Origin of the sequence: Flavobacterium sp. (assembly GCF_965277525.1) — a bacterium.
Lineage (GTDB): Bacteria > Bacteroidota > Bacteroidia > Flavobacteriales > Flavobacteriaceae > Flavobacterium.
Genome location: NZ_CBDIDC010000005.1, coordinates 1,309,390 through 1,323,245, shown reverse-complemented (window position 1 = coordinate 1,323,245; position 13,856 = coordinate 1,309,390). Strand labels below are relative to the sequence as shown.

The following is a 13,856-nucleotide window of genomic DNA, read 5'->3' as shown; positions in this document are numbered from 1 at the left end:
TTATTGTTCTATTTTAATTTGATTTTTCCATTCTTGATACAAATCCTGATATTGAGAAGTCAGGATTTTATTAGGTTCAATTAGGTCTAAACATTGCAATCCCTGAAAAGCTTCGTCCAGCGAATTGTAATATCCGTAACCGTATGCAGCACCTCTTGCAGCACCTTCGGCTCCTGAAGTATTGTATAATTCTAAAGTTGTTTGTGTGGTATTGGTGAAGATTTCCCTGAAAACCGGACTCAAAAACAGGTTTGAATTTCCTGCTCGAACCACTGTTCCTGAAACTCCAACTTCTTTCATTACATCAAAACCGTAGTTCATAGCAAACCCGATTCCTTCGCAGGCCGCGCGCACTAAATGTGACGGCTGATGCATATTGAAATTTAAATTCTGAATTCCTGAAGTCGCATTTTTATTGTTGAAAATACGTTCAACACCGTTTCCGAAAGGATAAAAACGAAGTCCGTTGCTTCCTGCCTCTACTTTTGCAGCTTCGGTATTTAGTTTTTCGTACGCAATTAAATCCGTTCTGTCAACTGACATAATTTTACGCAACCATTGGTATAAAATTCCCGAACCGTTAATGCATAACATTACGCCGTTGCGTTTCTCGGCTTCGGTATTATTGAGGTGTAAAAAAGTATTGATTCTGTTTTGTTTGTCGTAAGCATCCTGATCGCTTACAGCATATACTACTGCCGAAGTTCCGGCTGTTGTAGCAATTTCTCCGGGTTTTAAAACATTCAATGACAATGCATTGTTAGGTTGATCTCCGGCTCTATAGGTTATTTTAGCATCAGGATTAAGTCCTAATTCTTGTGCAATATCTAAGTGAATTGTTGCCTGAATTCCGAAATTTGAAACAATTTCCGGAACAATATCTGCTGGTAATCCCATCTGAGAAAGGATTTGGGTTGCCAGTTTTCCTTCTGAGAAATTCCACAAAGCGGCTTCTGATAATCCCGAAGTACTAATTTGCGCTACTTTTGATAATTTTGCAGCAATAAAATCACCCGGAAGCATCATGTATTTTGCTTTTGCAAAAACTTCAGGCTGATTGTCTTTTACCCATTTTAGTTTTGAAGCCGTAAAGTTTCCCGGACTTCCCAAAATTTGCTGCTGACAATTTTTAGCGCCCATTTGATCATAAATTTCGTCTCCAATACCAGCGGCACGACTGTCGCACCAAATAATTGAAGATCGAATGGGATTCAGATTTTCATCGGTTAAAACCAAACCATGCATTTGGTACGCAATTCCAATTCCGGCAATTTTTTTTAAATCAATATTCGATTTTAAGCCTAATTGTCTGATTCCGTCTTTTACATATTGCCACCACGATTCCGGATCTTGTTCTGCCCAGCCAAATTTTGGGGCAACAATTGGCATTTCAAAATCAGGAACACTAACAGCACCAATAGTCGTTCCTTTTTCAGGATCGAAAACTGATAATTTTATCGAAGAGCTTCCTAAATCAATTCCTAAAAAAAACATTTGGAGGTATTTAAAGTTAGTGATAGATTTGCCCCTTTTAAACTTATAGTCAAACTGAACTTATCTTATGGTTATTTTGACTACAAGTGTAAAACATTTTTTCTATATTAACAAAATATTAGGGTTATTTTTTTTCAATTCTGATTATATTATGGTTGTTATTATGAATACGATAAAATATCAGTTGAAATGGAATAAAAAAATATCAAAAAAATAACGAATTAGCCATTTGACAGTCAGCCATTTAAGGATCATCAGTTTCAAACACGTTTTTTAGTCAATTTCCAAATCGCTGATTGTCAGAAAATTATTTCGTTAAAAAAATATAAAGCTTTTATAAAGACAACTATACATTTTATTTATTTAATTTGTCAAAATTTAAATAGCACATGGTTAAAAATACAGATGACGATTCAGCTTTAAAAAGCGAGCAAACCGCAATGAACGCGATCACGATTGACTGTGTTATATTTGGTTTTGATCAGGGAAGTTTAGAAGTGCTTTTGGTGCAACACGGAGAAGGGATCAGTAAAGGAAAATGGGGGCTTCCGGGAGGGTGGATTTATAAAAAAGAAAGCACCGATAATGCCGCACATCGTTTATTGAATGAACTTACCGGTCTTGATAATATTTATCTGGAACAATTGAAAGCGTTTGGGGATCCGGATCGTTTTCCGCTTCGACGTGTTATTACTATTGGCTATTATGCCTTGGTAAAACGAGAAGACTATAATATTAAAGCAGGTTTTACGGCTTCTGATGCCAAATGGTATAAAATCAACAGCATTCCGGATTTGATTTATGATCATAACGAAATCTTAGAATATAGTCTGAAACATTTACGAAACAGAGTACGCCAGGCTCCTATTGGTTTTAATCTTTTGCCTGAGAAATTTACCTTATTGCAATTAATGCATTTATACGAAGAGGTTTTAGGAATCGAAATGGACAAATCTAATTTTAGACGAAAGATTCTGCACATGAAATTATTGGTGGCACTAGACGAAAAACAACAGGATGTTTCGCACAGAGCGGCAAAATTATATAAATTTGATCCCGAGATTTACAATAAACTCACTGAAAAAGGATTCAATTTTGAATTTTAAAACTCCTTTTAAGCAATGACTTTTTCACCATCTAAGAATAGTTCTGAAACAGCTCCTCAACCCACTATCCCGGCGATAGACGGAATAACGATTGATTGCGTTATATTTGGATTCAACAAAGCGAGCCTTGAAGTACTTTTAGTACAACATGCTGAGGGAGAAAGCAAAGGAAAATGGGGACTTCTGGGTGGCTACATGAAAAAAGAAGAGAGTGCCGATGATGCCGCGCAACGCATTGTATACGAACTGACAAGTCTTGACAATATTTATCTTGAACAATTGAAGGCGTTTACAAACCCCAATCGTGTACCGGAAAGAAGAGTGGTGACTATTGGTTATTATACTTTGGTGAATCGCGAAGATTATAACATCAAGGCCAGTTTATCTGTAATTGAAGCCAAGTGGTACAAGATTAACGGGATACCTGATTTAATTTTTGATCATAATGAAATTCTGGATTTTAGTTTGATGCAATTGCGTAATCGCGTTCGTCAGGCTCCTATTGGTTTTAATCTTTTACCTGAAAAATTTACCTTATTGCAGTTAATGCATTTGTATGAAGAAATATTAGGGATCGAATTGGATAAATCTAATTTTCGCCGAAAAATTCTGCACATGAAATTGTTGGTTGCCCTGGATGAAAAGCAACAAGATGTGTCACACAGAGCAGCGAAATTATATAAATTTGATTCGGAAATTTACAAGAAACTGACTGAAAAGGGATTTAATTTTGAATTTTAAAGGTTGTTTTAAATCTTAGATTCTAACTATATAACAACTACATTCCAGAATCCAAAACTTTGCGCTATCTTTGCGCCTTAATAACATGCTCTAAGGCAATTGCTACAGCGCAAATTTATACCCTGAAATTACTTAAAAACTCGTTTAGAGAATTGACATATTAAAATGAAAAAGATACGTAACTTTTGCATTATTGCACACATTGACCACGGTAAAAGTACACTGGCAGACCGCTTATTAGGCGCAACACAAACCGTTACAGCTCGTGAAGAAAAAGCACAATTGCTTGACAACATGGACCTGGAGCGCGAGCGTGGAATCACCATTAAGAGTCATGCCATTCAGATGGAATATACTTATAAAGGTGAGGAATATATTTTGAATTTGATTGATACTCCCGGTCACGTCGATTTTTCATACGAAGTTTCACGATCTATTGCTGCCTGCGAAGGCGCACTTTTGATTGTTGATGCTGCACAAAGTATTCAGGCACAAACTATTTCGAACTTGTATTTAGCTTTAGAAAATGACCTGGAAATTATTCCGGTATTGAATAAAGTAGATTTACCAAGTGCCAATCCGGAAGAAGTTAGTGATGATATTATTGATTTATTAGGATGTAAATTAGAAGATATTATTCATGCCTCCGGAAAAACAGGTTTTGGTGTTGAGAATATTTTGGCTGCCATTATCGAGAAAATCCCACCTCCGTCAGGAAATGTTGATGAGCCTTTACAAGCTTTGATCTTCGATTCACATTACAATCCGTTTCGTGGAATTGAAGTCATTTTCCGTGTGAAAAACGGACAGATTAAAAAGGGGCAAAAAATTAAATTCATGGCCACAGGAAATGAATATTTTGCTGATGAAATTGGAACTTTAAAATTGAATCAGGTTCCTAAAAATGTGATTTCTGCAGGTGATGTTGGTTATTTAATTTCAGGAATTAAAGAAGCCAAAGACGTAAAAGTTGGAGATACTCTAACAGATGCTAAAACACCTACTACCAATATGATTACCGGTTTTGAGGATGTAAAACCAATGGTATTTGCCGGAATTTATCCTGTCGATACTGAAGACTATGAAGATTTGCGTTCTTCGATGGAAAAACTGCAACTGAATGACGCTTCGTTAGTTTTTACTCCTGAAAGTTCTGCGGCTTTAGGTTTTGGTTTCCGTTGCGGATTCTTAGGAATGCTTCACATGGAAATTATCCAGGAACGTTTAGAACGTGAGTTCGATATGACTGTAATTACTACAGTTCCTAACGTTTCGTATTTGGCTTATACCAAAAAAGATCCTGAAACTCCATTTGTAGTAAATAATCCTTCTGACTTGCCTGAACCTTCTCGTTTAGACAGAGTTGAAGAACCTTATATTAAAGCAACGATCATTACAAAAGCTGACTTTGTTGGAAACGTAATGAGTTTATGTATCGAAAAACGTGGTGTAATTACCAACCAAACGTATTTGACTACAGAACGTGTTGAATTGAATTTTGATATGCCGTTGGCCGAAATTGTATTCGATTTTTACGATCGTTTAAAAACAGTTTCTAAAGGTTATGCTTCTTTTGACTACTCTCCTATTGGAATGAGAACTTCAAAATTAGTAAAACTGGATGTTCTTTTGAATGCTCAGACAGTTGATGCTCTTTCTGCATTGATTCACGAAGACAACGCCTATAACATCGGTAAAAAAATGACCGAGAAATTACGAGAATTAATTCCGAGACAACAATTCGACATTCCGATTCAGGCTGCAATTGGAGCTAAAATTATTGCTCGTGAAACCATTAAGGCACTTCGTAAAGACGTTACCGCAAAATGTTATGGTGGAGATATTTCGCGTAAGCGTAAATTGCTTGAAAAACAGAAAAAAGGTAAAAAACGTATGAGACAAGTAGGAAACGTAGAAATTCCTCAAGAAGCTTTTATGGCTGTTTTGAAATTGAATGACTAGATCCTTCTAGCTTACTACTTAACATAAATCAAAGTCTGGTAACAAAAGTTATCAGGCTTTTTTTTATATCGCAATCACACAAGCTAAAATAAAACTTACAAAAAAATTAATTATTGTAAGTTTTTTATATATTTTTACTGAAATTAAAAATTTAAGTATAATTATTATGAAATCAAAAATCACAGCAATTTTAGCATTATTAGCTTTTTCATTTGCAAATGCACAACAACAAGAAGTTGACGAACAATTAAAAACGGGTAAAGGGGTTCAATTTGAAAAAGGCGATATGTTTATGGAGGGGTCAATTAAAATCAGTACTGGCGGAACAAATGATTATTATGGTTTAAGTCCTCAATTTGGATACTTCTTAAATGATAAGATTGCTATTGGAGGTAAATTGAGCTTTTCTTCTAATGAAGTAAAAAAAGCATCTGACGAAAGTGACGCAATAAATGGAACTAAAACTACTCAATTTGGAGTTGGGGCTTTTGCAAGATATTATTTCCTGGAATTGGCTTCAAAACGCTTCAAAGCTTATTCTGAAGTTGGCTTAGGATATGGACATAACAAAACAGAAATTAATTCGTATAGTGATACTAGTAATAGTATTACTGCTGATATTAATGTAGGTTTAAACTATTTTTTTACAAAAAACTTAGCTGTTTCCTTTACTTTGGCCAATATATTATCTTACAACAGCGTTTCTCCTGAAAATGGACCTTCTTCAAATACTTTCAACTTAAACCTGAACTTATTTGAAAATATTTTTGATACACCGCAATTTGGTTTATTATATAGATTCTAGGAATAAAAATTAACCAATAAAGAGAACCCGATGACTAACGTTATCGGTGCTTTTTATTTTAATGAAAAGCCATTTTTTACCCCATGATAATCCCATAAACTATACATAAAACGTTAATTAAGCAATCAAAATAAACACGTAAATACCTACTAAAATGTAGGATTATTAACTCAATAACTTCATTTTTAATGCAATTGATTGGTTTTTTGAAATTTTTGAGATTAAAAACATAACTTTAATCTTACAACATTTAAAAGCAATTATTATGAAAACTAAATTTTTTATTATTTTATCGATGCTAACTTTTTCATTTGCCAATGCGCAACAGGGGGAAGTCGACTCTGAAATGAATTCTGCAAAAGGCGTGACTTTTCAAAGCGGAGATATGTTTCTCGAAGGTTCTATCAAAATTAGTACAGGCGGCGACTCGGATTATTACGGATTTAGTCCAAAATTTGGTTATCTATTAAGTGATAAATTTGCGGTTGGGGCAAAACTAAATTACTCTAGTGAAAAACTGGAAGCAGCTCCACAAACAAAAACAAATGTATTTGGAGTGGGTGCTTTTGCGCGTTACTACTTTTTAGAATTAGATAAAAAGCGTTTTAAAGCTTTTGCTGAGGCTGGCTTAGGTTATGGACGTAATAAAATTGAAACTCCACCAAATAGCGATACCAGCAACAGCGTTACGGCAGACATTACCGTTGGTCTTAACTATTTTGTTACCAAAAACATTGCAGTAACTTTTACATTAGCTAATGTATTAGCATACAACAGCGTTGCACCTGAAAATGGTAAATCATCAGATACTTTTAATTTAAATATTAATTTATTTGAAAACATTTTCGATCAGCCACAATTTGGACTTTTATATCGATTCTAGGTTTGTATCAATCAAATACTAAAAAAGCTGTCTCAATTTGGGACAGCTTTTTTATTTCTTTACACTTTCAACATTTGTATCTTTGAAACTTAAAAAAAACTCAGCAACTGATAGCCTTAGTCGCTCAGTAACTCTAAAAGAAAAAAAATGGACGAAACTCCAAAACGATTTGACCGTATTGTCGCTATTCTTATTCAATTACAATCGAAAAAAATTGTAAAGGCACAAGAATTAGCAGATCGTTTTGAAGTAAGTCTAAGAACTATTTACAGGGATATTCGAACTCTCGAAGCTTCAGGAGTTCCTATTTACAGTGAGGCCGGAGTGGGTTATGCCTTAATGGAAGGCTACAGGTTACCACCCGTTATGTTTACGCGAGAAGAAGTAGGCAGTTTTATTGCTGCAGAAAAATTGATGCAAAAGTTTACTGATCCGTCTCTGGGTTCACATTATGCAACTGCCATGTACAAATTGAAATCGGTTTTGAAAAGCACAGATAAAGACTGGCTTTCGAATATAGAATCGAGAGTGGTTATGCAGACTTCAGGGCCACTATTTCATGATAAATCGCCTAATACTCTGGCACTTTTATTTGGAAGTATTGCAGAGAAAAAACAAATAGTCTTATGTTATAAAACTTTAGAAGCTGAAGAAGCCAGCTATAGAAATATTGAACCTGTGGGGGTTTTTCATGACAATAATAATTGGTACTTTCTTGGGTATTGTCATCTGCGAAAAGATTACCGGCAATTTAGAACGGATAGGATTCATGGCATTCAAAAAACCGAATGCGATTTTACAATAGAACATGATTCTCTGGAAACTTATCTAAATAAAACCGAAACAATTCCGACTACAAAAGTCCGAATTCTGGTTTCGAAAAAAATAATCAATTATCTTCGGTATGAACAAAAATATCACGGCTATGTTTCTGAAAGAGAAGTTGAAGATCAAATCGAAATGACGTTTATGTCTCGTGACATTCAGGAAGGCTTTCCGCGTTGGTTTTTGATGTTTGGCGATTACGCCAGTATTCTGGAACCCGAAAAACTTAAAATCCGAACGCTGGAACTGGTAGAAAATTATATAAAAAGACTCTCATAAAAAAACTCCTAAAAGAAGAATTTCAGGTTCATCTCTCAGGAGTTTTTTTATTTAGCCAATCTTCAAAAATGCTATCTTTCCCAGAAAAAAGGAGGATCAATTCCTAAAGCTCTCAGATATACATATCCTTGTCCACGGTGGTGCACTTCATTATCAACAAAATACAATATATTCTGAATCACCGGAAATTCATACTGGCCAAAAAGATTAAAAATTTCATTAAAGTCTTCAATTGATAATTTCTCCCAATACTGATCTATTTCTGCCGTTGCTTCATCCCATTTTTCAAGATATTGCGCCTTAAAAATCAATTTTTCTGTTTCTTCAGTAAAGGGCTTAACTTCTTTATTGACAATTCCTTTAAGTCCGGGAACTGCAATGGCTAAAAGTTCATCGGCTAATTTAGAAAAAGTTCTCATCCCTCCTATCGAAAATTCGAAAAAGTCTTTTTCCGGAAATGCTTCAATCACACGGCGTGTAAGGGCGCGGTGACCTTGCCAGTGTTTCAATAAATCTTCGGGAGTAATTACCTGAGCTGCTAATGTTTTCATAGTTTTAAAGTTTTAATTGTTTTTAATACTTCAAAAGTATTGAGGGTCGGTGACAACAGTTTGTCAACAGGAAAAAAAATATTTAATTTTTTTTTCCTGTTGACAAACGTAGAGACGCACAACAGTACGTTTCACCCAACATAACCTCATTTATCCCATTAGCCAAACCCAACGGGTTAAAAATCTGTCGGGTTTAACAACCAATCATCTACTTATCCTTCAACCACTCAAACAATCGATTGGCATCTTTATATTGAAACAATTGTGTTCCCTCGTTCATTGTGGCAGCAGATCCACAGGCCACTCCCCACCGAATGACTTCTTTCAGACTTTTATTTTGAGACAATGCCCAAACCATTCCGCCCACCATACTATCACCGGCTCCAACGGTGCTTTTCCTGACAACGTTTGGCGCAGGAACATATTCGTAATTATCTTTGGTAACTAAAACGGCTCCTTGTGGTCCCAATGAAACTACTATAATTTCGGCCCCGCCCTTAGCAATAATTTTTTTAGCAGCTTCATTTACTTCTTCCATTTCAAGACGTTCTACTCCAACTAATTTTGCCAATTCACCTACATTTGGTTTTATTAGATAAACACCAGTCTCGAGAACTTTCTTTAATGCTTCACCGGAAGTATCAATAATTAATTTTGAATTTGCTCCTTTGGCAATTTCAGCTACTTTTTGATAAAAATCAGTAGACAAGCCTTCATTTAAACTTCCGCTTGCGACCAGAAATTTTGGTTTTAAATTCGAAATGGTTTTTAAAACCTTTTTAACTTCTGAATCAGATAAGACATCACCGGAAAATCCAAAACGGTATTGAGAATTTGTATTATCATCAACTGCAATAAAATTTTCTCTGGTGGTAGTTTTGATTTCAATCGCTTCAAAATCTACTTTTTCTTTGGTCACCAGATCTTTCAACATTTGCCCTACTCCTCCGCCTGAGGTAAAAACAGCTAATGAACTTCCCTGTAATCGGGAAATTGCTTTCGATACATTAATGCCACCGCCTCCGGCATCAAATTGCGGTTCTTTGCATCTAATTTTCTGCTCTGCGATTAAACCTGAAAAATGAGTACTTTTATCTACGGAAGGATTTACAGTGAGGGTTACGATATCGAATGTTTTCATTTCATCTTTTTTTTATATCTCTTAAAGATCCGAAAAAAAATATCATTTCTAGAAAAAAGAAAATTATACGCATTGCTGTGTTCCTTCTACATCCGTGCCTCTACACTATTTCGCCATTAAAATTTGTACCTTTGCAACTTAATAACATTGGAATTCAGAAAAAATGATCGAAGATAAAAATCCGCAACGTACCAGTATAGCACAATTAGGCGAGTTTGGCTTAATTGAACATTTAACCAAAAATTTTGATGTCACACAAGAATCTACTTTAAAAAGTATAGGAGATGATGCTGCAGTTCTTGATTTTAAAGACAAAAAAGTAGTGGTTTCGACTGATTTATTAATTGAAGGTGTGCATTTTGATTTGGCCTATATGCCCTTGAAACATCTAGGATATAAAGCAGTGGTTGTAAATTTGTCTGACATTTGCGCCATGAATGCCAAACCAACGCAAATAACGGTTTCTGTGGCCGTTTCTAATCGTTTTCCACTAGAAGCTTTAGAAGAATTATTTGATGGGATTACGCACGCCGCAAAAGAATATAAAGTTGATGTGATTGGCGGAGATACCACCTCATCGCAAAAGGGATTGATTATTAGTATCACAGCTATTGGTGAAGCCGATGAAGATGAACTGGTATATAGAAATGGTGCCAAACAAACGGACCTGCTTGTCGTAACAGGTGATATTGGTGCTGCTTATATGGGATTACAAGTTTTAGAGCGTGAAAAACAAGTTTTTCAGGTAAACCCCAACAGCCAGCCTGATCTGGATATGTACAGTTATCTAATCGAACGCCAGTTAAAACCTGAAGCCCGCAAAGATGTCCGTACTTTGTTGCATGCGCTTGAAATTAAACCAACTTCTATGATCGATATTTCAGACGGTTTATCATCTGAGATTATTCATTTATGCAAGCAGTCAAAAGTGGGTTGTAATTTATACGAAGACAAACTTCCGTTAGATCCGCAATTTATTTCGACTTGCGAAGAGTTTAATATTGACAGCACAACTGTTGCAATTAATGGTGGTGAAGATTATGAATTGCTTTTCACGATTGACATCAATGATTTTGATAAGATAAAAGGAAATCCAAATTTTTCTGTTATAGGTCACATGGCAGACGAAAGCGAAGGGATACATCTGGTTACCCGCGCTAATACTCAAATTGCGTTGAAAGCTCGCGGTTGGGATGCTTTGACTGAATAATTTATTTGAAAATTGAATATAAAATTCCAAATTTCAATACTTAACAAGCATTGGAATTTGGAATTTTCATTTTGGAATTTATTTATAAAAGCCCTTTGCTCTTAGCTTCTTTTACTAATTCTTCATCAGAACCGGATCGCACTTTGAGAAGTTCTTTTAAGCTAGCTCTTCTTCTTTCAATTGCATTTAAAGAAATCGGAATATACTGCGGCATATCTTCAACTGCTGTTCCTTTCGATAAATGAAATAAAATTTGTTTGTCAAACTCATCAATTTCAATTGAATTATGAGGCGATTGATTGATTATTTTCTGAACCGACTGACTATAATATTTGTCGTTTTTCATCACTTTATCCAGGGCAAAAAGCAACTCATCAAAAGTGAGGTCATTTTTTATAATCAAACCATTTGGACTTATGGTTCTGATAATGGTTTTGATTTTTAGCAGCTCTGTGTACATCGTTAATAAAATCACTTTGCATGTTGGCATTTTTTTTAAAATTAGCCTGGCTAAATCTTCGCCGGAAAAAATATCTTTTTCTTCATAAGCGGGCATGCTAATATCTAAAAAGGCGATATCAAAATCGGGGATCTGGTCGTCTTCGATTAACTCATATCCGGATTTACAATCATGAGCCTGCGAAATCAGAAATTCGTATTGATGAGGATTATAGCGGGTTATCGCATTTTTATATCCCTCAATAATAAAAGGATGATCATCTACAATTAATATATTCTTTTTAATTAATGGAGGATCTGTGGCATTTAAGTCAATTGTCATGTATTGTGTAGGTTAATTTTCTGATCTATTGGGACTTTAACTACAAGAAGAGTTCCTTCTCCTTTGGCAGACTTTAAGGCAACTGTACCCTTACATTCTGCGGCTCTGTATTGAATATTATGCAAGCCTATACCGTTTTTTGTTCTGTGGGCGTTAAAGCCAACACCATCATCAAAAATGGATAACACCAAATGATCTATTTCACTTTTAAATTCAATTGTAATCGTATTTGCATTGGCATATTTATTACAATTCTGAAGTGCTTCCTGAACAATTCTGTACAAATTAATTTTAACGGCATTACTTACCAATTCCCATTTGATATTAGAATCGAAAGATGTTATTAATTTTGAATGATATGTATGTCGTTGATCTTCGAATAACTTGTTTAAAATAGCAACAAAATTATTGATTAATTCGGATTTCTCTCTATTTAAATCATGTGAAATTTCACGGATATCTTCTTCGATGTGCTTAAGTTCTGCCAAATACTTTTTTCTTTTTGGAGCTGCTTCTGCCTCATCCACTTTATCCAAGCTATCCAGACTGATCCGTACTCCAAACATCCTTCCTAATACACCATCATGCAAATCCTGGGCTACTTTTTTCTTTTCTTTAATACGGGTGAGCTCAATATCATTTTGCTGTGAAATCATCAGATTATAAATATCCTCATTAGCGACTTGCTGCTGTTGCTTAAAAATTAATTCTCGATTTTTCGCCTGTTGTATTTTGTAAACATAAAAAAACAAGCCAATTAAAGTACAAATACTAAAAACATATATTAAGGTTTTGTTCTTTTCTTGCAGGCTTGAATTCTGATCTTTTATTTCGTTGGTTTCGTACTCTATACGGGAGAATTTCTCCCCCATTTTACGTTCTTCCCTTTGCAATTCTTCATTAATTTTTATGTATTCCTTTGAGTATTTGGATGCATTTTGAGGATCTACAATTGCAATTTGTTTAAGAGCATCTAAAGTATTTCTTGGTTTACGTAAAGTTCTGGATAAATTCAAGGCTTGTTTAGAAAATTGAATTGCTTTAAAAGTATCCTTCCTGAATGCATAATATTCAGATAAATGTATTCTATTTAATATAATTCCAGATGAAAGCTTTAAACTATCTCTAATTTTCAATGCACTATAAAACTCTACGGGAAGTCCCTTAAATTCTTTTGACTTAAATTTTGAATATGCTAAATTATCTAAAAGCATAGCATACAACACTGTGTTACCATTAAACAAATCTTTTTGCTCCAGACCTTTTTTAAAATAGATTTTTGCTTGATTAAAATTATGCATATTTAAATAAACAAATCCAATATTATTAAGTGAAGTTGCTTTTAGCTGAAGTTCTAATGGAATTGATTTATCCTCGAGTATAAATAATGCTTTATTGTGGTATTCCAATGCTTTGTCATATTCTTCACGGTCATTGTATATAATTCCTAATAAATTATAACTATCATAAAGATCATTATTAACATTTTTCTTGTTTTTCAAAGCTTTAAGAGCTTTAAAAACAGTTATTTCACTTTCAAAAAAGTCCCCCGCACCCAATTGTAAATCCGCTTTAGTTAAAAAGGTTCTAGCGAGATTAACATTATCATTAATGGCTAAATATATTTTCTCTGCTTTAAAATAATTCAAAAATGCACTATCTAATATCTCTTGCGATTGATAATAATCTCCCAAATAAATATAAGCTTTAGCCATATTGATTGAATCTTTACTATTAATAGATTCCTCTAAAACTAGTTTCGACACACTTTTAAAAGATTGCCAATCACTCATATTATAGTAACGGTTGGCAACTTTAAAAAGATTTACTTTTTTTATTGAGTCATCTATTTGATTCTTAATAATATCAAATGCTTTTTTATTATATTTTTGCTTATATTCAAAAGGCAAATTTAAATCATTGGCTAACGAGAGATAAGTAGAGAGACTGTCTTTTCGAGAATTTAAATACATCTCTTCATTTTTATTATTGGTACAACCAAATAAAATGAGAAATAATAATAATAATAATAATATCTGCGAAAGTTTACTCAATGTATATCTTTGATTTTTATCAAA

The 13,856-nt window shown here is 34.3% G+C and carries 12 protein-coding genes; 7 read left to right on the top strand and 5 right to left on the bottom strand.

Features of this window, described 5'->3' with window-relative positions:
* Complete coding sequence (locus tag ACQY44_RS14050) at positions 1-1,494, bottom strand: xylulokinase (RefSeq protein WP_428230954.1); 1,494 nt, start codon at positions 1,492-1,494, stop codon at positions 1-3.
* A 389-nt stretch (positions 1,495-1,883) separates the two neighbouring features.
* Between ACQY44_RS14050 and ACQY44_RS14045 the strand changes: the two genes are divergently transcribed.
* From ACQY44_RS14045 to ACQY44_RS14020, 6 genes are all read left to right on the top strand, one after another.
* Positions 1,884-2,600, top strand: coding sequence for an NUDIX hydrolase (locus ACQY44_RS14045; protein ID WP_428230953.1), 717 nt, complete (start codon positions 1,884-1,886; stop codon positions 2,598-2,600).
* A gap of 15 nt (positions 2,601-2,615) precedes the next feature.
* Positions 2,616-3,341, top strand: coding sequence for an NUDIX hydrolase (locus ACQY44_RS14040; protein WP_428230952.1), 726 nt, complete (start codon positions 2,616-2,618; stop codon positions 3,339-3,341).
* A gap of 165 nt (positions 3,342-3,506) precedes the next feature.
* A complete protein-coding gene (gene lepA / locus ACQY44_RS14035) occupies positions 3,507-5,303 on the top strand; it encodes a translation elongation factor 4 (protein ID WP_395330540.1) in 1,797 nt (598 codons plus the stop codon).
* 166 nt (positions 5,304-5,469) lie between these two features.
* Positions 5,470-6,108: an outer membrane beta-barrel protein gene (locus tag ACQY44_RS14030; protein ID WP_428230951.1), complete on the top strand. Its 639-nt coding sequence runs from the start codon at positions 5,470-5,472 to the stop codon at positions 6,106-6,108.
* Positions 6,109-6,373: 265 nt separating this feature from the next.
* A complete protein-coding gene (locus ACQY44_RS14025) occupies positions 6,374-6,991 on the top strand; it encodes an outer membrane beta-barrel protein (RefSeq protein ID WP_428230950.1) in 618 nt (205 codons plus the stop codon).
* 147 nt (positions 6,992-7,138) lie between these two features.
* The gene (locus tag ACQY44_RS14020) at positions 7,139-8,095 is read left to right on the top strand and encodes a helix-turn-helix transcriptional regulator (RefSeq protein WP_428230949.1); all 957 of its coding nucleotides are present in this window, start codon (positions 7,139-7,141) and stop codon (positions 8,093-8,095) included.
* Positions 8,096-8,166: 71 nt separating this feature from the next.
* Here ACQY44_RS14020 and ACQY44_RS14015 read toward each other — a convergent pair whose 3' ends face one another.
* Together ACQY44_RS14015 and ACQY44_RS14010 are read right to left on the bottom strand one after the other, a co-directional pair.
* The gene (locus ACQY44_RS14015) at positions 8,167-8,646 is read right to left on the bottom strand and encodes a DinB family protein (RefSeq protein ID WP_428230948.1); all 480 of its coding nucleotides are present in this window, start codon (positions 8,644-8,646) and stop codon (positions 8,167-8,169) included.
* 208 nt (positions 8,647-8,854) lie between these two features.
* Complete coding sequence (locus ACQY44_RS14010; RefSeq protein ID WP_428230947.1) at positions 8,855-9,787, bottom strand: 1-phosphofructokinase family hexose kinase; 933 nt, start codon at positions 9,785-9,787, stop codon at positions 8,855-8,857.
* Between the two features lie 163 nt (positions 9,788-9,950).
* On the opposite strand from ACQY44_RS14010, the gene thiL reads away from it, so the two are divergent.
* Entirely contained in the window at positions 9,951-10,997 is a 1,047-nt protein-coding gene (gene thiL, locus ACQY44_RS14005; protein WP_072957015.1) for a thiamine-phosphate kinase, read from the top strand.
* 82 nt (positions 10,998-11,079) lie between these two features.
* Here thiL and ACQY44_RS14000 read toward each other — a convergent pair whose 3' ends face one another.
* Positions 11,080-11,778 carry a response regulator gene (locus ACQY44_RS14000; RefSeq protein ID WP_428230946.1) on the bottom strand — a complete coding sequence of 233 codons (699 nt, stop codon included), beginning with the start codon at positions 11,776-11,778 and terminating at the stop codon, positions 11,080-11,082.
* Positions 11,775-13,832: a tetratricopeptide repeat-containing sensor histidine kinase gene (locus ACQY44_RS13995; protein WP_428230945.1), complete on the bottom strand. Its 2,058-nt coding sequence runs from the start codon at positions 13,830-13,832 to the stop codon at positions 11,775-11,777. The genes ACQY44_RS14000 and ACQY44_RS13995 overlap by 4 nt, the downstream gene beginning before the upstream one ends.
* Between the last annotated feature and the right edge of the window lie 24 nt (positions 13,833-13,856).

Coding starts and splice junctions, on each gene's coding strand:
- ACQY44_RS14025 (WP_428230950.1), top strand. CDS start 6,374: ATGAAAACTAAATTTTTTATTATTTTATCGATGCTAACTTTTTCATTT.
- ACQY44_RS14050 (WP_428230954.1), bottom strand. CDS start 1,494: ATGTTTTTTTTAGGAATTGATTTAGGAAGCTCTTCGATAAAATTATCA.
- ACQY44_RS14015 (WP_428230948.1), bottom strand. CDS start 8,646: ATGAAAACATTAGCAGCTCAGGTAATTACTCCCGAAGATTTATTGAAA.
- thiL (WP_072957015.1), top strand. CDS start 9,951: ATGATCGAAGATAAAAATCCGCAACGTACCAGTATAGCACAATTAGGC.
- ACQY44_RS14040 (WP_428230952.1), top strand. CDS start 2,616: ATGACTTTTTCACCATCTAAGAATAGTTCTGAAACAGCTCCTCAACCC.
- ACQY44_RS14045 (WP_428230953.1), top strand. CDS start 1,884: ATGGTTAAAAATACAGATGACGATTCAGCTTTAAAAAGCGAGCAAACC.
- ACQY44_RS14030 (WP_428230951.1), top strand. CDS start 5,470: ATGAAATCAAAAATCACAGCAATTTTAGCATTATTAGCTTTTTCATTT.
- ACQY44_RS14000 (WP_428230946.1), bottom strand. CDS start 11,778: ATGACAATTGACTTAAATGCCACAGATCCTCCATTAATTAAAAAGAAT.
- lepA (WP_395330540.1), top strand. CDS start 3,507: ATGAAAAAGATACGTAACTTTTGCATTATTGCACACATTGACCACGGT.
- ACQY44_RS14020 (WP_428230949.1), top strand. CDS start 7,139: ATGGACGAAACTCCAAAACGATTTGACCGTATTGTCGCTATTCTTATT.
- ACQY44_RS14010 (WP_428230947.1), bottom strand. CDS start 9,787: ATGAAAACATTCGATATCGTAACCCTCACTGTAAATCCTTCCGTAGAT.